The following is a 19,992-nucleotide window of genomic DNA, read 5'->3' as shown; positions in this document are numbered from 1 at the left end:
TCCTCTTAGGCGGAAGCTCGACGGTCAGGAATCGTGTTTTGCTTTTTGATCGACCGAAGAAACACGCTCCTTAACAGTCGCATTTCTGCCATTTATTACTTCGACAAGCGAATATTGCTCACGTAAAATTCATCGCTCGGGTCGGCGTTCGGAGCGTTGTCGACGCCGAAGCCGAAAAAGTTCCAGCGAATATTCTCGCTCAGCACGGCGTCCTCGGACATTTTCGTTCCGTTAAAAAAGATCGAAAGCAGCGATCCCTGGCGGACGAGTTTTACCTTGACGAGATTTTTATCTTTGAAATAGATCTTCGTTTTATCGGCTTTATCAAGTTTATAGCCGCCGCGTGCGTCAAAGACCTGCAGGCCGTAACGGCCGTGTTCGTTGTTCCAGTGCGGATCGATCCAGAGAGCGACACGCTCCATTCGCGACGACGTGTAGGCATTTAGATTAACAAGCGCTCGGTCGTAGCGTTTCAGAGTGTTGTCGTACGGGGCCGCTCCGAGGTGAAAATAGAAACTCGGGCTGTAGTACGAGATGTTCTTGGTCCAAGTGACATCAAACTCCACAGTAAAACTATTCGGCAGGGCCAGAACCGCGTAATCGGGGAAGAACAACCCTTCTTTGCTCATCGCAAGCCAGTTTCCGGACTGTCCAGGATTCTTCTTGACGATGCCCGTATTGTTGCTAAGCGTCCATTTGGCCGGGGCCTGCCCGATAGCGGAATCGGCAAAATCTTCGAAAAATCCGGCGCCGTTTTCCGCGTTCGACGAGTTCTTGGTGACAGGCCGTCCGGTTTCCCGAACCGGCGTATCGCCCATGCCCGTGATCGTCGGCGGCTTCGGCAGCGGACTCATCCCGACCATTTTACGGATGACGTTGAAATCAAACTCGTCTTCGAATTTATTGGTAAATGCCGTTTTTGCGGGCGACGTATCCTGCCGCCGGAGTTCGACAGTTATGACCTGCGGCTTCCATTTCGGCAATCTGGGATCGTAGAACGCCGGATTCGCTACGTAAACAAATTTTCCCTTTCCTTTCCCGCTCCCGAATCGAATTTCGCTCGGCTGATTTAGGATCTCGTTGAAGTTTGCAACAAAAGCCTCGGAGCCACTATCGGGCGACTTCGCTACAACATCCGTGAACCGGATCGCATCGCTGCGTCGGGCCTTATATTGATCGATCGCCTGTTGCGTTTTCTGATCGCCTTCACGAAGACTTTGGAAGAATCTCTGCTTTTCGGCATCGGTCATAATTCCCCTTTCGGCCGAAACGCGCGTGAAAGTTCTTTGCGAGGTAGCCAGAACCCCTTCAAGCCGGTTAATCTCTCCGTCGATCTTTTTGAGCCAATACTCGCGATAAGACCGGGCAAACTCCTCTCTGGTTACACGACGGTAAGGCAATGCTTTCCTTTCGGAAAAATACCAGCCCGAGAATTGTTGTTCGTCATTTTCGTTAAAGAAATAAATGCTTCGCATCCCATTCTTGTTTTCTTCGATACGGATATCTCCACTCATATTCAAACGCAATTCAGTTCCCGCGAGCACCAGATCACCGGAGTTTCCGTTTACGGCAAAGCCCTTGAAATCATTTACGCGAAAGTAGATCCAGTTTCCCGTTTCCCCTTCGGGTCCGATGACGTTTTTTCCTTGATGCGTGTAGCAGACAATGTCCTTTATCATGAAAAAGCCTTCATAATACTGACGTGCATTTTTCGGTGAAGTCTGTATGCCCATTGCATCGAATATGCCGTAGGTGACCTGTAGGCCTTTTGGCGGTTCAGGAAACAGCCTTCGCATTTCTTGAATTACCGGCTTCATCGCGGTCGCCCAGGTGCCGGTCTTTGTTTCAGTCCGAAGTTTCCATGGCAATGACGCGTTGTCTGCTGCCAGGTCACCGGCCGCATCGCAAAACGACTGGGCGAAGGCTGGATGAAAACCGGCCAAGATGAACAAGTTGATGAGAAATAATCGTATATGGGTCTGGGTCTTCACTATTTCCTCTTTCATGCCTTTCGTTTATCAATCTCGGCAGCGGTAGAGATTCCATTTCCAAGTTATTTTTGTGCCGTCCGGCGGATTCAAAACTTTTGTGCCGTAGAATCCTTCGCCCGCCGTGCCGACGTATCTCTGTCCGTACCGGCCGGATTCTAGGATCATATCGAAGGATGAGTTGATCCTCTCACGTTGATCAAGCGGGGTAAGTTCTTCAAGGTCGCAGTTTGTGTCGATAACTTCATCGATATTGAGTTCGGTCATTTTGAAGCTACCGGTCGATGAGTTAAATCCTAAGCTGTAATCACGTTCGCCGTACCGATGACTCACCATGAAAGGTCTCTGCAACGGTCCTGTGAACCACTCCTTTCTCCCTTTTCTGAACTTTGTGGTAAAGCTGCCTTCGGATTTTCCGCAACATGGATCGTTCTCACGCACGCCCTCAAAAATATCTTCCAATAGATAAAAGATGTACATGTTTGCTGGTTTCGGGGGCTTAGTTTTCATTTCTTCTGGTTTGCGCGGGTTGAGTTTGATCTGAGCCTCCTCGATGAATTTGTATTTTCTTATGCCGTCGCCCGTTCCGTTACCGTTGCTTTGCCGGGTAGATTTCATGATGTACGTCTTCTCGTAACTACGTTCATATTCGATCGTTCCGCTCCAATCATCCGTGCATGGGATCCAGTCCCGGACCGGAATACGAATGCCTTTCGAACCTAGAACCGTCCCATTCTCGCCGATCGTTACCATAAGATAAGCGGTGTGCGGCGTGGCATATGTCTTCCTGTTGGTTAGGTCTTCCGACTGAGGCTTGCCGACGACGCTGACCGTGCTTTCGCCCGCCTGACCTAGCAGCTTATCGGTCTGTGTGCTCAACTTGACTGAATCGTCCCCTAAATACTCAGCATCCTCCGCAAGTAGTATCCACTCGACCTTTTTTCCTTCCAGCGAAGGGGATTCGAGAATGTCGAACTTCGGATTAGAATCAGCGACCAGATTGTCTAAACACCCGGCCTGAGCCGCATTCTCCGCCTTCGCCCATTCAATTGTAAACTTCGCGTTTACATCGCGAGTTTCTCCTGCATTGACGGCCGATTTGGTTCTCACAAGCGGGATCGGATCCTGGGCCCTTAGCTCGATATTTATCTTCTGCGATGCTGCTCTCAACTTATTCGACGCCATTGAAATAACCACAAATCTTAGCCCCTTTCCGAAGCTCTCAAGAAACTGCCGGCGGAAAGCTTGATATGTTTGGTTTGCTTTGCGTGACTTGCATTCGGCGATCGCTCTTTGATCTCCGAGCATCTCGCACTCATCCAGAGTTCGTTCAAAGATCGCAAGTTTCTCGACCGATCTATAGGCGTTCTTTCCGGTGTTTCGAAGTGTTGTCAGATCGTCCCACGAGTCGCAGCTATTGCTGCTATTTAGGAAACTAGCATTAACAAAACGAAACGTATTTTCGCGGAACAGGTTCCCATTCCGATACGATCCGGCAACGAGTGTGGAATAAGTATCGATCAGATCTCCAAGTAAAATACGCTCGATCAAAGAGGCCTGTATCAGGTTTATCAGTGAGGTTTCCGGCGAAGTTAGGTTTAAATCGACGGGTTTAGATGAATGTTTGCCGAGCGCAAAAATCAATTTTGCCGCAAAACGGATTCGCATATCTTTTGACGTATTGGCTTTTCGCAGGTCCTCCAAGATCGTTTTCCCGAGGTTTTCGGCCGGAACCTGGCGGTTGTTCTGCGAGAGAACCTCAGCCATCTTTTTGATCGTCGTGGTCGACCCCATCGCGGACGCCCTGAGCATTCCGGCTACCTCAAAGTCATAGAACGACATCTCCATATCGTAGGAGGAAGTCGGTTGATAGAGGATCTTCTGGTTTCGGTCAATGATGTAGAAACCGGCCTTTTGCAGAGCGGCGATCATCTTCGAAAGCGATTCGTTGTCATGTTTCAAGATTTCTTTGGCTAGCCATTCCGCAAGTTCGTCTGATCGATTTTTTCCGATGATATATGCTTCGGGCAACCCTTTTTCGGAGAATTTATCGAGCGGATTCTTGCTTTCAAGTATTTCCAGTTTCGGGTCCGGCGGCGGAGCACTCGTCGTCGTGCGTTGCGCGAGGATCGAATTAAAGCTCGCGACGGTCAGAAGGACTAGAGTTAAGGTAGAAATTCGATTCATGGTTTTGTTCCTCATCCCCGAAAGCTTCCCGAAGTTTGTATCCAAAAGTAGCTGTGGTCACGGAAAACACTACCCTCATGATCTGCTATTTGATCTTATCCAACAGGCTGCCAAGAACCTTATCAAGTGCGGCCTTAACCGCATCGGTTCCTTTACCCTTCACCTTTTCGGTTGCGGCCATGCTGGCAACCACGGTCTTGCCATCAGCGCCGTAGATAGTAACCACGATCTCGGCTTCGGAATCGCCGAGTTTGACAACATCGCTGTTGCCCGTGACTTTACCAAACAGTCCGCCGATCTTTGCTCCGCCGGATTCTTTGACCTTTTTAAGCTCAACGCCTATGACGTTGGCAAATTTCCCCGAGGATATTTCGGCTTGTGAGTTGATCGGAAAACCGCTCATCCCGGCCGCGGAAACTCTTTGTGAAATATAGCTCCGCAGTTCGGCCTGATCGACCTTGGACGCATTGCCTGAAAAGAAGTCGACCGCGATGGTTTTCACTGAAGAGCTTCTATTTGAGTTGCCGATAATCGTGGTGGCGGAATTATCCCGCGCGACATTCGAAAAACCCGGCATCAATTCGGAAAGCGCATCAACTTCCGTCCAATCTTTGGGAATTTCGAACAAGGCGGGGTCAAGCGTCGCTCGGGAAAGGGCGGTCGTTTTGATGTTAGTTGTACCTTGGAGTTTATCGTTGTCATAGATCTTCGTCGTGCCTTCGAGAAGAAAACCGGGGTCTTGAGCCGCTTTAAGAACAAGTTTGGGCCGACAAAATCCACCGACCTCTACCGGAGCCCGAGGTACTTTGCACGATTGTTGATCGAGGGATAGATCGATAAACCAGCCTTCGGTTTCGATCTTGACATTCTTTCGTCCATCACAAGAATCCGCCGATTGATCGAAGGCAGTCACGCTTTTTAGCCATCTCGCCTTGAAGCCGAACATCGTTTGAGACTTTCCCGAATCCGTAACAGTCGAAGACACGGTTACGGTTCCCTTGATCTCGATCTTTTGATTCGGCCGGCGTTTTCTGACTTCGGGCGGCAGGCTAGACCAGTCGTAATAATCGATAAAGTAGGACTTCTTTGCCTCGCTCAAAGTAACATCCTGTTTCAGGTCACACTGAGAAATTTCGATGAAATTTGGCATTGCGTTCGCCATGATCGCCGCTTTCTCAGCGTCACCGCCGAAATCGATCTTCTGTTCACGACGTTGGCGAACGCCTTTTGAGTAAGTAGTAGATTCAAAAGTCATAGTCTCTATGACCGTCTGTTGTGAGATCTTGTAATCGGCGAAGATCGGGCCCGCCGCCAATACTAAGATCAAGACTCCTGCAAATGTTCGATTCAACATATCAGCTCTAATTCCTTCCGATGAATGGCTCCTCTACATTAAAACGCGACGTTCTTAGTAAAAGCGGCTCAAAATATCGCGGCCTCGTTTTAGGCATTCAGTAACAGACGATTCGTTTATTTAGGTACCGCAGAATGTCACCGGCGCCAGCCCCCAAAATTTGCAGTATATAGGGGTTTGCTGTGCTAATATTGGCTCATTCCAAGTATGGAAACGGAAGTCACCCTTTTACTGAACGAGCTCGGGAAAGAAGGAAAAGGCAGCGAAAAGGAAACGCTTGACCGGTTGCTTCCGCTTGTTTACAACGAGCTTCGTCGGCTTGCGCGAAGCTTCCTCAATCGAGAATATGCGGCGTCGATACAGACCACCGAATTGGTGCACGAAGCCTATTTCAAACTGACCAACCAGCGATCGGTCGATTGGGAAAATCGCGGTCAGTTTTTCGCTATCGCGGCCCAAGCGATGCGGCGGATCTTGATCGACGCCGCCCGTTCGCGAAAGGCCGTAAAGCGTGAAGCCGAAAAAGTACCGATCGACGACGCCCCGAGTATTTCGGTCGAGGTTGACCATCAATTGCTGGAGCTCGACGAGGCACTTACTGACCTGGCCGCGCTCGACCCCGATCAAGTTCGTGTGGTCGAGCTCCGCTATTTCGGCGGCCTGACCATCGAGGAAACCGCAGACGTGCTAAAGGTCTCACCGGCAACGGTAAAACGCGAGTGGGCCACGGCCCGGGCTTGGCTCTACGACCGCATTTCAAAAAAATGACCCTCCAATGAAAAAATTTCCGCGTAAATGAGTGGAAGAAAATGGACGCAGCCAAATGGAAGATAGTAAAGGCCAAGCTTGCTGAGGCTCTTGAGCGGCCCGTCGATGAGCGCGAGGAATTTCTCAACGGTCTTGCTCCGGATATTCGCACGGACGTCGAGCGGCTCGCCTCTGCCGGATCGCCGGACGGGTTCATCGATAAACCTTTGTTTGTTGACGAGGCCTCGCTCGGCAGCAACTCTGCACGCCACCCAGAGCAGGTGGATGACTATCGGCTCATCAGTGAGATCGGGACGGGCGGTATGGGGACGGTCTTTCTGGCCGAGCAGACCGGCGAAGGCTTTTCGCAGAAGGTCGCCCTGAAGCTCATTAAACGCGGGATGGATACGAACTCCGTCTTGAAGCGCTTCTTGATGGAACGGCAGATCCTCGCCAATCTCGAGCACCCTAACATTGCAAGAATGCTCGATGGCGGCTCGACCGCGGAAGGCGGACCGTACTTCGTGATGGAGCTCGTGGACGGCGACGAGATCCGTAAATATTGCAACGACAACTCATACGGTCTGACCGAACGGCTTGTGCTTTTTCGGAAGGTTTGCAACGCCGTTTCAAGCGCACACCAAAAGCTGGTCGTTCACCGCGACCTGAAACCGACAAACATTCTTGTCACCAAAGACGGCGAGCCTAAACTGCTCGACTTTGGCATCGCAAAATTGCTTTCCCCAGACTGGAACGACGACACGCACGAAGCGACCGTGACGCAGTTCAGAGTGATGACGCCTGAGTACGCGTCGCCCGAACAGATCGCCGGGGAAGCGACCTCAACCTCCACGGACGTTTACAGCCTGGGTGTGATCCTTTTCGAATTACTAACCGGCGGACGGCCCTTTCAAACACGCGGAAAGGCGCCGAAGGAACTTCTTGACAGCGTGCTATCAAACGAACCGCCGCGGCCTTCAACGGTTAGCTCCGGTTTGACCTCGGGGAAGGACAAACGAACCGACGGAAAGTTGAACGCTGAGACGGGCGAGAGCATTGAAGGGAAAAAGAGATCTGAGACCGCGATCGACCGTAAGCTGCTCCAGGGCGATCTTGACAACATAATCTTAAAGGCCATCCGTCGCGAACCTGAGCGACGCTACCGTTCGGTCGAGGAATTTTCGGAAGACATTCGCCGATACCTTGAGGGCCTTCCCGTCAATGCGACCGCCGATTCGCGATCTTATCGCTTTCGCAAGTTCCTTAACCGGAACAAGAAGGCCGTGATCGGAACGGCCGCAGCAGCCCTTCTTCTTCTTACCGCAACGGGTGTCACCGGTTGGCAATACACCGTCGCCCAACGCGAACGCCAGATTGCCGAAAAGCGATTCAATGATACGAGAACCTTGGCAAAAAGCGTGCTTTACGAGCTTTACGACGCCATCGAAGCGGTGCCCGGAAGTACCAAGGCGAAAGAACTTCTGGCCGCTAAAGCTCTTGAGTACCTCGACCGGCTCGCAGCCGAGGGAAGCAATGATCCATATTTGCTTGCCGAATTGGCCGACGGGTATTTGCGGATCGGAAACATCCAGGGTGGTTACGGGCAGGCAAACCTCGGCCAAACGGCCGAAGCGAAAGCAAGCTACGAAAAATCGTTTGAGATATTACGTTCCATAGTAGATAGCGGAGCGACCGATCCGAAGTTCAAGGCGAAGCTTGCGGCGGCCTATGCCCGCAAGGCCGATGCTGCTTATCTTGAGACGGATCTACAAGGCTACTATGAAAATCACAAGCTCGCCTTAGAGCTATTGGTCGCGGCTGAGCCGGAGAAGGGAGAGGACCTTGGACTTATCTTCGAGCTCGGAGCGGCATACCTAAATGCCGGACGCGGTGCCGCCGTAGTCAATAAATTTGATGAAGGCATTGCGACCATGAAAAAGGGCACCGAGATCTTCGAAGCTCTTGTAAAGCGAGACTCCGGCAGTGATCGGTACGTTTCAGGGCTCATTCTCGCTTACGATACGCTTGGTGAGATCTATTCCGGAACGGGCCAAAAGGAATCGGCCCTCGCAGAATTCAGAAAAGCCAGAACCCTCATCGAGCCCATTGTTAAAGAACGTCCCAACAACACGGACGTGTTGCGGATCTCGGTTGTGGTCCATACCAGCATTGCCGGTGCCGCCGCTGATATCGGCCAATATGATGAGGCACTAAAGAGCGCCGATATTGCCGTTGAACACGCACGCAGGATCGGAGGGAACGACGCCGGAAATCTTGATGCGGAGATGCTCACCTCGCTAACAGCCGCAAATCGCGGGCGCGTACTGGCACTTTCCGGCAAATGGCAAGAAGGGATCGCCGTGCTCCAGAATGCCCGAAACGCTTTTGCCAAAGTTGTCGAAAGCGACCCAGATAACACGATCGCTCCGTTTCAGTTGGCCGGCATTGATGATGAACTCGGCCGGGCATATCTCGCAATGGGCCTAGCCGAAACGAACCGCTCAGCCAAAAGAGAAGCCTTGCTCAAAGCTCGGCCACTTTTGCAAAAAGCTTACGATGTTTATAAACGATATCGCGACGAAGAAATAACCGTAGCCGAAGACGCCGCAGTCACCGACGAGGTCGCTGCCCTCCTTACCCAATGTGACGAAGCCCTAGCACTCCTCAAATAAATGCTACCCCTCACTTTTAATGCGGCAGCCCAGACCGCGCATCGGCAAGGGCGTATCATCCAACTAAATTCTCAACCCAAACTTCAAACTTCTCGCCCACGCGAGAGGTCATACGCAAACAAGACTGCCTCCCTTTCATGAGACAAATGAAATAGGTTTGGAAAAAGGAGGAAAATGACCATGGAAAAGAGTCGGATCGAAGACGAGATCATTGATAATTTGCTAAAGGATTACAAGGAACCGGAGGATTTGATCGGAGAAAACGGGCTATTGAAGCAGTTGACGAAACGGCTGTTGGAGCGGGCGATGTCGGCGGAGATGACGGAGCACGTCGGGTATGACAAATACGAGGCGGCGGGCCGGAACAGCGGGAATTCGCGGAACGGGAAAACGGCGAAGACGCTGAAAGGGACGTTTGGGACAATGCCGATCGAGGTGCCGAGGGACCGTGCGGGTACGTTCGATCCAAAGATCATCGGCAAGCATCAGACGCGGTTCACAGGTTTCGATGACAAGATAATCTCGCTGTATGCACGAGGGCTTTCGACTCGGGAAATAAAGCAGCATTTGGAAGAGATCCACCAGGTCGAGGTATCGCCGGCGCTAGTCTCGGCGGTGACGGACGAGGTGATCGATGAAGCGAAAGCGTGGCAGGACCGACCGCTGGAGAGCTTCTATCCGTTTGTTTACATGGACGCACTGCAGTTCAAGGTGCGGGACGGAGCAACGGTGCGGAACAAGGCGATCTACCTTGCGATCGGCGTGAACACGGATGGGATGAAAGAGGTGCTCGGGCTGTGGATAGCCCAGACTGAAGGAGCGAAGTTCTGGCTGCAAGGGGTGACCGAATTGAAGAACCGGGGATTGGACGACATCCTGATCGCGTGCGTGGACGGGCTGAAAGGATTTCCCGAAGCGATCGAGACGGTGTATCCGAAGACCGAGGTTCAGTCGTGCATTGTGCACATGGTTCGGCATTCGCTGAACTTCGTCGGCTGGAAACAACGTAAGGAAGTTGCCGCCGATCTGAGAACGATCTATCCGGCGGAGACCGAAGCCGAGACCGAAATGCGGCTCGCGGAATTCGCGGAGAAATGGGATGACAGGTTTCCGATGATCGCAAAAAGCTAGAAACCGGGCCCGCGGGGTACCGTTTTTCGCACATCCGCCGGAGATCAGAAAAGTGATCTACACGACCAACTCCATCGAGTCGCTGAATATGTCTTTGCGAAAAGTGACCAAGGCACGCAGCTCATTCCCTTGAGACGAGGCCGTCCTGAAATTGCTCTATCTTGCCTTGGGGAACATCTCGAAAAATTGAACGATGCCGATCCAAAACTGGAAGGCCGACCTCAATCGCTTCGCGATCATCTTCGAGAACCGGGTGCCCATCGCCTGAAGCTAAGAAGGCAATGGAAACCGTGGAAAAATCGCTTTAAGGCGTCGTTGTCGCCAGTGTCGAACTCCGCGGCGTGAAGAGGGTTGACGAGCCGCTCGGCGCTTGTTTCAATGGCTTTTTCTCCTTCTATTGCGAATGACGACTCTGTTTCTCTTGTGTATAGGTAACTAATTGTTCTGCGCAGTATCAACGGGTCCGTATCTTCGACGATCTTTTTCGCCTGTTCGGTAAGCCCTTTTTCCGACGTAGCAATAAGACGATTGGTAACTCGAATCAGAGGGCACTACGCGGAAGGCCGGTCAAGGCCGGGGCGACGTCCACTGCTTCTTCTCGAGGATCGCAATGTAGTTGGCTCGCCCGTATGCAGACGGATCCGCTATTTTTTGCTGGCTCATAATGCCCTTGAATGACTGAACCGAGGAGAACGGCATTTCGTTCATGTAAAATTCAAGATCCGTTAAGACATCCTTTATCCACGGTATTCCATTCTTTAGCAAACCGGAGGCGCACATTGCTACATCGGCCCCGGCCAGGATGTATTTGATGAGCTCTCTGGCGCCGTGTACGCCGGTCGTAGCGGCAAGGGAAGCTGGGATCTGACCGTAAAGAACGGCGATCCACAAAAGCGGGAGGCGGATCTCAGCCTTAACGCTGAGGTCCAGATCCGATAGTACATTTAACTCGAGGATATCGAAATCCGGTTGATAGAACCTGTTGAAGAAGACAAGGCCGTCGGCCCCGGCTTCACAAAACCGCTGAGACATATTCCCGGTCGAGGAGAAATACGGGTTCATTTTTACGGCTATCGGAATTTTTACTGTCTCGCGAACAAGACGCACGACGTCAAGATACCGATCTTCCACATCAGCGGCCGTCAGATGGATGTCAGCCGGGATGAAATAGACGTTTATTTCCAGAGCGTCCGCTCCGGCCTGTTCGATCTCATGAGCGTACTCGATCCAGCCTTCGGGCGTGGTCCCGTTCAGGCTTGCGATGATCGGCAGCCCGGTTCGTTCCTTAGACTTTCGAATGAGATCCAAATAACGGCCCGGCCCCACGTGATAGTCACGGATATCCGGGAAATAGTCGGAAGCCTCAGAGAACGCATTCGAGGTCGCCATGCTTACTTGTTCGACCCTGGCCGCCTCGCCTCGGATCTGTTCCTCGAAAAGTGAAAAGAGTACGACCGCACCCGCACCGGCATCCTCCATTTGCAGGATGTTATCCACTTTCTGCGAGAGCGGATTCGAAGAGACGACGAGTGGCGAGCTGAGGTTCAGCCCCATGTATTGGGTAGTTAGATCAGGCATTTCTTTCCTCCTTTATAACACCGGCTGGAAGGAGCTGGCTCCGAATCCGGCCATCTCTTCATAGGTTTTCCAGCGCAGGTCAACGATCTCCTGAGCGAGGTTCATCAGCCGCTCGGCATCTTCCGGGGCCGTTTGCGTAAGTACCTTGTAACGCAGTTCGTTGTAGGCATATTTCCGGAGCGGTATCGTGGGCTTTGTAGAGTCGAGCACGAACGGGCGCTTGCCGTTTTTCCTAAGAACCGGGTTAAACCTGATCAACGGCCAATACCCACTTTCGACCGCCATTTTCTGTTGATCGAGACCTTTTTCCATATCGATACCGTGGGCAATGCAGTGACTGTATGCGAGGATCAGCGACGGACCGTCGTATGCTTCCGCTTCGCGCATAGCAAGCAGCGTCTGCTGTGGATTCGCTCCCATCGCAATTTGCGCGACGTAAACGTTGCCGTACGAGATCATCTGCAATGCGAGATCTTTTTTCCCGACCCGTTTGCCCGCCGAGGCAAATTTTGCGGTTGCTCCGGTCGGAGTTGCCTTGGACATCTGACCTCCCGTGTTGGAGTAGACCTCAGTGTCGAGCACCAGTACATTAATGTTGCGGCCCGTCGAAAGAGCATGATCAAGTCCGCCCGAACCGATGTCGTATGCCCATCCATCACCGCCGATCAGCCAGACTGTCCGGTGAACAAGCTGGTCCGCCATCGAGAGAAGGTGTTTAGCCTCAGCGGTGTCGATGTCCGCTAGTCGATCCTTCAGCAACGCCACCCGCGTGCGTTGCCGCTCTATCTCGCTTTCGACCGATTGCGGAGAGTTGATAAGATCATCCACCACCTCGTCGCCGAGGTCCGCCCGCAGCCGGTCGAGCAATCGATGTGCCATTTCGAGCTGCTTGTCGGCCGTTACCCTCATGCCGAGACCGAATTCGGCGTTATCCTCAAACAGCGAATTCGACCACGCCGGGCCGCGGCCCTTTAGGTCCGATGCCCACGGCGTAGTTGGCAGATTGCCGCCGAAGATAGACGAACAGCCGGTAGCATTGGCGACAAGTAGCCGGTCTCCGAAAAGTTGCGTTAGGACTTTGATATACGGTGTTTCTCCGCAGCCGGCGCAAGCACCCGAAAACTCAAAGAGCGGGTCTAGGAACTGAACGCCATGGACCGTCGAATAATTGACGTCGGTTTTCTCGTTTTGAGGCAGAGCTTCGAAGAACTCAATGCCCGCCCTCTCCCCGGCTAGGTCAGCGGGCTTTTCGGCCAAATTGATCGCCCGCCGATCACCCGAGCTATTATCACGAACCGGACAGACTTCATAACAGAGATTGCAGCCGGTGCAGTCTTCCAGATAGACCTGGAGCGAGAACCGCGTCTCTGGAAAACCGCGTGCGTTTATCGGCGCCGACTTAAATCCTAACGGAGCGGTGCCAAGATTTTCCTTATGAAAGAACCTTGATCGTATGACGCTGTGCGGGCATACGAAACTGCAATTGCCGCACTGGATGCAGGTGTCCGACTCCCAAACGGCGACGCGATTCGATACGTTTCGCTTCTCCCATTTAGAAGTCGAGTTCGGGTAGGTTCCGTCCACCGGCAGGGCGCTGACAGGTATTTGATCGCCCTGACCCGCTATCATCATTTGGGTAACGTTCCTTACAAAGTCCGGCGCATTTTCGAGAATCGAACGGCCATCCGTCTCGGCTGCGGTGATTGTCTCAGGGATAATAACCTCGAAGAGATTTTCAAGTGTCTGATCGACGGCTTCGAAGTTCTTTTCGATGACCTGCCGTCCTTTTTTGGTGTAAGTTTTCTCGATCGCCTTTTTTATCTGCGCAATCGCGTCCTCGGGCGAGAGAACGCCCGAAAGTGCGAAGAAACAAGTCTGCATTATCGTATTGATTCGGCCAGCCATGCCGGTTTTACCTGCCACATCGGCCGCGTCGATTATGCAGAGTTTTAATCCCTTTTCGATGATTGCCCGTTGAACTTTGTAGGGCAGCCTGTCCCAAACCTCCTCTTTGCTGTATGGGCTATTCAGCAGGAATGTCGCTCCATGTTTCGCAAAACCGAGCATTTCCTCCTTTTCCAGAAAGTTGAACTGATGACACGCCACGAAATCGGCGGAAGTGATCAAATATGGCGCCTTGATAGGGCTCTTGCCGAAGCGAAGGTGGGAAACGGTCTTTGCACCCGATTTCTTTGAGTCATAGACAAAATAGCCCTGGGCATGAAGATCTGTATTTTCGCCGATGATCTTGATGCTGTTCTTATTGGCCCCGACCGTGCCGTCAGCTCCGAGTCCAAAAAACAGGGCCTGCGTCCACGCAGATTCGTCGAGCCGAAAAGTCTCATCGACCTTGAGGCTTGTGAATCCGATATCGTCGTTAATCCCGACGGTAAAATGATTTTTCGGTTCATCCGCCGAAATATTGTCGAACACCGCTTTGACCATCGCCGGAGTGAATTCCTTCGACGACAACCCGTATCGGCCACCGACGATACGCGGCATTTCAGTGAGCGGGCTTGAAGCCAGACCCTCCATTAGCGTGACCATTACGTCCTGATAAAGCGGTTCGCCGGAGGCACCGGGTTCCTTAGTTCGGTCGAGTACGGCAATAGACTTTGTGCCAACCGGTAGAGCGTTTAGAAATTCTTCCGCCGGGAACGGGCGGTAAAGCGAGACCTGAACTACGCCTGTTTTTTCTCCGTGCCCGGCGAGAAACCGGGCCGTTTCAACCGCCGTTTCGACACCTGAGCCCATTACCACAATGACACGCTCGGCATCTGCCCGGCCGAAATACCTAACGGGCAAATACGCTCGGCCCGTCAGTTCGGCGAATTTTCGCATTTCCTCTTTCAGTATCGACGGAACCGCAGCGTAAAAGCGGTTGACCGTTTCTCTTCCCTGGAAATACACATCCGGATTCTGCGCCGTACCGCGAACGAACGGGTTGTCAGGGTTAAGTGCTCGGCCACGGTGTTCGAAAACAAACCGATCGTCGATCATCCCACGGATCTGCTCATCGGAAAGGCATTCGATCTTGTTCACCTCGTGTGAGGTTCTGAACCCGTCGAAGAAATGAATGAAGGGAATACGCGACCTGAGCGTAGCTGCCTGAGCGATCAACGCCATATCATGAGCCTCTTGTACGCTCGATGATGCAAGTAGGGCAAAGCCCGTGGTCCTCGCTGCCATCACGTCCTGATGGTCGCCAAAGATCGAAAGCCCCTGTGCCGCCAGCGAGCGGGCCGCGACGTGAAAGACGGCAGACGTCAACTCGCCCGCGATCTTGTACATATTGGGCAGCATCAGCATTAGGCCCTGCGAAGCCGTGAAGGTCGTGGTCAATGAGCCTGTCTGCAGTGCACCGTGGACCGTGCCCGCAGCCCCGCCCTCGCTTTGCATTTCGATCACGTCAGGGACGTTGCCCCAGATGTTCGCAACGTGTTTCGCCGACCATTCGTCCGCCAGCTCGGCCATTGTTGACGACGGCGTGATCGGATAGATCGCGCAAACCTCATTCACTCTGTAGGCGACATACGCCGCGGCCTCATTACCGTCGATAGTTACTATCTTGTTCATGCAACTCCTGATGCTCCTGCTGTGTACAGGGCCTTTACACTACACACCAGCTACTACTGCAGATTCAGCAACCATATCGATTGCGTGGCACGGGCACTGCTCATAGCAGACGCCGCAGCCGGTACAAAGGTTAAAGTTGAACTTGTAACGATTGCCCTTGCCGAGTTTGATGATCGCTCCCTCGGGACACGCTCCGAAGCAGCCGTCGCATTCAAAGCAATTGCCGCATGAGTAACATCGCTGGGCTTCATACTTTGCCTCTTCTTCATTCAGGCCTCCGACGATCTCCTCGAAACCGGTTACCGCAACCGCAGGCTCTACGTGGCCCTCCTGACGGGCTTCTGCCTGAGTCCGATACCAGACGTGGAGCTGTTCGATCGTTACCAACGGATTACTCTCTGCTTTTTCGTACGTCCGTCCACTTAACCAGGCGTCGATGTTTCGCGCCGCCTTTTTGCCGTGACCCGTTGCGACGGTTACGGTCCTTTCGCTCGGCACCATATCACCGCCCGCGAAGATACCCGGGAAACCTGTCATCATTCTTTGATCGACGATCACAGTTCCGTCGGCGTCGAACTGAATTCGTTCAATTCCCTTTAGAAAGTCAGTCTCGGTCGACTGTCCCAGAGCAAGAATGACTGAATCTGCCTCAAGAGTTTCGAACTCACCAGTTGGAACCGGTTGCCCCTCTCTTACCTCCATTCGCTCAACGGTCATCGTCGTTTCGTCAAGGTCCTTGATCGTGCGTAGCCAATGTATCTTGATACCCTCGGTCAATGCTTCATCGGCCTCGAAATCATGAGCCGGCATGTGGTCGCGGTCGCGTCTATAGATGATCAATGCCTCTTCGGCACCGAGTCGCTTTGCCGTACGGGCCGCATCCATTGCCGTGTTTCCTCCACCATAAATAGCCACCCGGCGGCCCAGGTTCGGGGCGTTGCCGAGTTCCACATCCCGAAGGAACGTCACGGCGTCGAGTATCTTGCTCGCGTCCCGTGCCGGTATGTGGGTTTTTTTACCTATATGAGCTCCGATCGCAATGAAAACGGCGTCAAAATTCCCGGCTGACTTCTCTGCGAGAATGTCCGTTACTTTGTGATTTAGCGTTATCCGGACGCCCATCTGCTCGATCCGCCCGATCTCTGCACGCAGGATGTTTCGGGGCAAGCGATACGCTGGTATGCCGAAATGCATCATTCCACCGGCAACCGGCCCGGCCTCGATGATCTCGACGTCGTGGCCGAGTCGGGCAAGGTGATACGCAGCCGACAACCCACTTGGCCCTGCTCCGATGACAAGCACGCGACGCCCGCTCTGCTTTGGGGGAACTGGGAAGTGCCAGTCATTGGTCACGGCAAGGTCCCCCAGGAAGCGTTCGACCGCGTGAATGCTTACCGAGCTGTCGACCGAACCCCGATTGCAGAAGGTTTCGCAGGGGTGATAACAAACCCGCCCGTGGATCGCGGGCATCGGATTTTCTTCGGTCAACTTGTCCCACGCTTTGCGGTACTCGCCCTCCTGGGCAAACGCAAGCCACGACTGGACGTCTTCGCCGGCGGGACACGCATTGTTACAAGGGGGAAGAAAATCGACGTACCGGGGACGCTGAGCCCTAACCGGCCCGGTCCCCACGGCGTGATCCGAGAGATCGGTCTTTAAGGTAAGATCGTTAACGGAGATTGACATACGATTTCCCTATTTCATATCAGATCTGTTCAATGCTGCTTGGGCCGCAGCCAGCCTTGCGATCGGGATGCGAAACGGCGAGCAGCTTACATAGTCCAGGCCGATGGAATCAAAGAATTCGATCGAACGCGGGTCGCCGCCGTGCTCGCCGCAGATACCAAGCTTGATCGCCGGCTTTACAGAGCGTCCACGTTCAACGGCCATCTTGACGAGTTGACCGACACCTTCCTGATCGAGCGTCTGGAAAGGATCGTCGGGATATATCTTCGCTTCAATATATTTAGGCAGGAATTTGCCCGAATCGTCACGGCTCAAACCAAGGGTGGTTTGGGTCAGGTCGTTTGTCCCGAACGAGAAGAAGTCGGCCTCGGCCGCTATCTGGTCGGCCATGAGAGCGGCTCTTGGAAGTTCGATCATGGTCCCGACAAAGAACTCTATTTCGACGCCATTCTCCTTCAGGATCTGTGCAGCGACTTCCCGGACCAACCCGGCCTGATCGCGAAACTCCTCGACGGTCGAGATGAGCGGTATCATTACCTCGACCCGCACGTCGATCCCGTCGTTACGAACTTCGCACGCCGCTTCGAAGATAGCCCGTGCCTGCATTCGCGTGACCTCCGGGTAAACGATCCCGAGTCGGCAGCCGCGAAGACCGAGCATCGGATTTGCCTCTGAAAGGATTTCCACGCGGCGAAGCAGCTTTCTTTTTTCCGCTATCTCGTCCAGCAGAAAGTCCATCTCCTTCGGACTTGCCGAACGGGCGCTGAATTTCAACTCGGTTAGCTTCTCAAGCAATTCTGGCTTTTCGGGCAAGAACTCGTGAAGCGGCGGATCGAGCAAACGGACGGTCACGGGCTGGCCGTTCATGACACGGAATATCTCAATAAAGTCCCTTTTCTGAAATGGCAGGAGCTTCGCAAGAGCCTTTTCGCGTTCCCCGAGCCCGGGCGCTAGTATCATCTCGCGCATCACAGCTAAACGGTCGCCTTCGAAAAACATATGTTCGGTTCGGCAGAGCCCCGTTCCCTGAGCGCCATATCCACGCGCTACTTCGGAATCATGTCCGGTATCGGCATTCGCCCTCACCTTGAGACGGCGAACTTCATCAGCCCAGGTCATCAACATCTCAAAATCTTCGCCAAGTTGCGGCTGAACAGTTGGCACCTTTCCATTAAAGACATGTCCTGTAGTCCCGTCGACAGTTAACCATTCGCCTCTCGTTATTGTTAGGTCGCCAACCGTGAACTCGTTGTGTGCATAGTTGACGTTGACGTCCGTTGCTCCGGCGACGCACGGCTTGCCCATCCCGCGAGCGACCACGGCCGCGTGGCTTGTCATGCCACCACGCTGAGTCAGGATCGCTTCGGCGACAACCATGCCGTGAAAATCGTCAGGACTTGTCTCTCTTCGGACGAGTATCACCTGATGCCCCTGCTTGACCATTTCCTCGGCATCGTCTGGGTCAAGGACGACAATTCCCTGCGCCGCACCCGGGCTGGCGGGCAATCCCGTTGCGATCGGTTCCTCGTTCGCCGACGGATCGATCGTCGGGTGAAGAAGCTGGTCGAGATGCTCCGGAGAGACTCTTTGAAGCGCCGTTTTTCGATCGATCAATCCTTCCTGCACCATCCCGACGGCGATCTTTACAGACGCCGCGCCGGTTCGTTTTCCGGCTCGGGTTTGCAGGATGAACAACTTGCCACGTTCGATCGTAAACTCGATATCCTGCATGTCGTGGTAATGTTGCTCAAGCCGATCGGTGAGTTCCAGGAGTTGAGCGTAAACCTCTGACATTTGCTCCTCCAAGACGGAGATCGGTAGCGGCGTGCGAATTCCCGCGACGACGTCTTCGCCTTGCGCGTTGAGCAGATACTCGCCATACAATGCTTTTTCGCCGGTCGAAGGGTTCCGGGTAAAGCAAACGCCTGTTCCGCTGGCTTCGCCGAGATTGCCGAAGACCATCGCCTGAACATTGACTGCGGTGCCGAGGTCGCCAGATATCCGGTGCACGCGGCGGTAATCGACTGCTCGTTTGCCCATCCAGGAATCAAATACGGCTGCGATCGCCATCCGAAGCTGCTTTTGGACATCCACCGGGAAGTTCATCCTTCCTTCAACAAGAACGATCCGCTTATAGGCCGCGACGATCTCTTTCAACTCATCGGTCGTAATGTCCGTGTCCTGTCGCCCATCAGCTTTGTACCGGTCAAGGATCTTCTCAAACTTTTCGTGCGGTATGCGTATAACGATCTGGGCAAACAGCGATATAAACCTGCGATAGGCGTCCCACGCGAAACGCTCGTCGCCGGTTTGTGTGGCTAATGCAGCGACGGTTTCGTCATTGAGGCCGAGGTTTAGAATTGTGTCCATCATTCCCGGCATCGAAAAAGCAGATCCCGATCGCACCGAGACCAGCAGCGGATTCTCCGCGTCACCAAATCGTTTACCGAGTTTTGCCTCTACCGCGGACAACTGCGCCATTACCTGCGGCCAGAGACCGTCCGGGATCACCTTTTCGTTCCTATGATAGGCTTTGCAGCATTCGGTCGTGATGACGAATCCGGGCGGGACGGGAAACCCGAGCTTCGTCATGTTCGCCAGAGCCGAACCCTTTCCTCCAAAAAGAAATTTTCCCGCGTTGGATGCCGGATCGGCACACTCTTCGAACAGGAAGCTCCAGACTTCCTCCTTGATCATCTGCCCTGACTGCATAAGAGATGCTCCTTTTTTGCAAGTTATGAAGAAAAGAACCTCCTCCCAAAGCAGGTGAAGTCACTTTTCTATGCTCAGTCTTACGGCAAGAAGCGTTCCAAAGGAACGTTGGGCAACCGTCGCTCAGCGCTCTCTCGAATTCTTGTTTTTAAGAGATTGCCCTGTCCTGAAAAGCGCTGAAAAGCATAATGCAAACTGTGAGTTTTCTCGCAGTTCGCCGATTCCGTAGAGTGTGTTCGACATTTCGTGCTTATCGTGCCCAAAATGCGTTCGCGTCGGCGGGATGTAATGTTGCTTTCGAGAATTTGGTTTCGATTGCGGTTTCCCATGCGCCTTTTTCACACGAGTGCACAAGCGGTGA

The 19,992-nt window shown here is 53.2% G+C and carries 9 protein-coding genes and 1 pseudogene; 3 read left to right on the top strand and 7 right to left on the bottom strand.

Translation table 11 applies throughout. The annotated features are described in order from the left end of the window. Positions 1-95: 95 nt before the first annotated feature. From IPM21_18225 to IPM21_18215, 3 genes are all read right to left on the bottom strand, one after another. Positions 96-2,006 carry a hypothetical protein gene (locus tag IPM21_18225; protein MBK9165805.1) on the bottom strand — a complete coding sequence of 637 codons (1,911 nt, stop codon included), beginning with the start codon at positions 2,004-2,006 and terminating at the stop codon, positions 96-98. Between the two features lie 12 nt (positions 2,007-2,018). Next, on the bottom strand, positions 2,019-4,175 hold the full coding sequence (locus IPM21_18220) for a hypothetical protein (protein MBK9165804.1): 2,157 nt from the start codon (positions 4,173-4,175) through the stop codon (positions 2,019-2,021). An 85-nt stretch (positions 4,176-4,260) separates the two neighbouring features. Further along, positions 4,261-5,121 (bottom strand): hypothetical protein, encoded by an 861-nt coding sequence (locus tag IPM21_18215; GenBank protein MBK9165803.1) that lies wholly within the window; start codon positions 5,119-5,121, stop codon positions 4,261-4,263. Positions 5,122-5,736: 615 nt separating this feature from the next. On the opposite strand from IPM21_18215, the gene IPM21_18210 reads away from it, so the two are divergent. The 3 genes and pseudogenes from IPM21_18210 to IPM21_18200 all read left to right on the top strand — a co-directional run bounded on the left by IPM21_18210 (position 5,737) and on the right by IPM21_18200 (position 10,347). Further along, positions 5,737-6,297 (top strand): sigma-70 family RNA polymerase sigma factor, encoded by a 561-nt coding sequence (locus IPM21_18210; protein ID MBK9165802.1) that lies wholly within the window; start codon positions 5,737-5,739, stop codon positions 6,295-6,297. A gap of 41 nt (positions 6,298-6,338) precedes the next feature. After that, entirely contained in the window at positions 6,339-8,948 is a 2,610-nt protein-coding gene (locus tag IPM21_18205) for a serine/threonine protein kinase (GenBank protein MBK9165801.1), read from the top strand. A gap of 180 nt (positions 8,949-9,128) precedes the next feature. After that, positions 9,129-10,347, top strand: a pseudogene (locus IPM21_18200) (IS256 family transposase). A 299-nt stretch (positions 10,348-10,646) separates the two neighbouring features. Here IPM21_18200 and IPM21_18195 read toward each other — a convergent pair. Genes IPM21_18195 through IPM21_18180 form a run of 4 tightly spaced genes read right to left on the bottom strand, consistent with a single transcriptional unit; the run spans position 10,647 to position 19,616 of the window. Next, entirely contained in the window at positions 10,647-11,657 is a 1,011-nt protein-coding gene (locus IPM21_18195) for a dihydroorotate dehydrogenase-like protein (protein MBK9165800.1), read from the bottom strand. 12 nt (positions 11,658-11,669) lie between these two features. Beyond that, a complete protein-coding gene (gene nifJ / locus IPM21_18190; protein ID MBK9165799.1) occupies positions 11,670-15,233 on the bottom strand; it encodes a pyruvate:ferredoxin (flavodoxin) oxidoreductase in 3,564 nt (1,187 codons plus the stop codon). A 39-nt stretch (positions 15,234-15,272) separates the two neighbouring features. Continuing rightward, complete coding sequence (locus tag IPM21_18185; protein MBK9165798.1) at positions 15,273-16,919, bottom strand: NAD(P)-binding protein; 1,647 nt, start codon at positions 16,917-16,919, stop codon at positions 15,273-15,275. 9 nt (positions 16,920-16,928) lie between these two features. Further along, positions 16,929-19,616 (bottom strand): pyruvate, phosphate dikinase, encoded by a 2,688-nt coding sequence (locus IPM21_18180; protein ID MBK9165797.1) that lies wholly within the window; start codon positions 19,614-19,616, stop codon positions 16,929-16,931. Positions 19,617-19,992: the final 376 nt, after the last annotated feature.

The organism is Acidobacteriota bacterium (assembly GCA_016716435.1).
Taxonomy (GTDB): domain Bacteria; phylum Acidobacteriota; class Blastocatellia; order Pyrinomonadales; family Pyrinomonadaceae; genus OLB17.
The sequence above is the reverse complement of the archived record's forward strand: the minus strand, read 5'-3'. Positions and strand labels throughout refer to the sequence as shown.

Bases quoted from the DNA above. Each gene is read 5' to 3' on its own strand.
- IPM21_18225 (MBK9165805.1), bottom strand. From the start codon at position 2,006: ATGAAAGAGGAAATAGTGAAGACCCAGACCCATATACGATTATTTCTC.
- IPM21_18220 (MBK9165804.1), bottom strand. From the start codon at position 4,175: ATGAATCGAATTTCTACCTTAACTCTAGTCCTTCTGACCGTCGCGAGC.
- IPM21_18215 (MBK9165803.1), bottom strand. From the start codon at position 5,121: ATGTTCGGCTTCAAGGCGAGATGGCTAAAAAGCGTGACTGCCTTCGAT.
- IPM21_18210 (MBK9165802.1), top strand. From the start codon at position 5,737: ATGGAAACGGAAGTCACCCTTTTACTGAACGAGCTCGGGAAAGAAGGA.
- IPM21_18205 (MBK9165801.1), top strand. From the start codon at position 6,339: ATGGACGCAGCCAAATGGAAGATAGTAAAGGCCAAGCTTGCTGAGGCT.
- IPM21_18195 (MBK9165800.1), bottom strand. From the start codon at position 11,657: ATGCCTGATCTAACTACCCAATACATGGGGCTGAACCTCAGCTCGCCA.
- nifJ (MBK9165799.1), bottom strand. From the start codon at position 15,233: ATGAACAAGATAGTAACTATCGACGGTAATGAGGCCGCGGCGTATGTC.
- IPM21_18185 (MBK9165798.1), bottom strand. From the start codon at position 16,919: ATGTCAATCTCCGTTAACGATCTTACCTTAAAGACCGATCTCTCGGAT.
- IPM21_18180 (MBK9165797.1), bottom strand. From the start codon at position 19,616: ATGATCAAGGAGGAAGTCTGGAGCTTCCTGTTCGAAGAGTGTGCCGAT.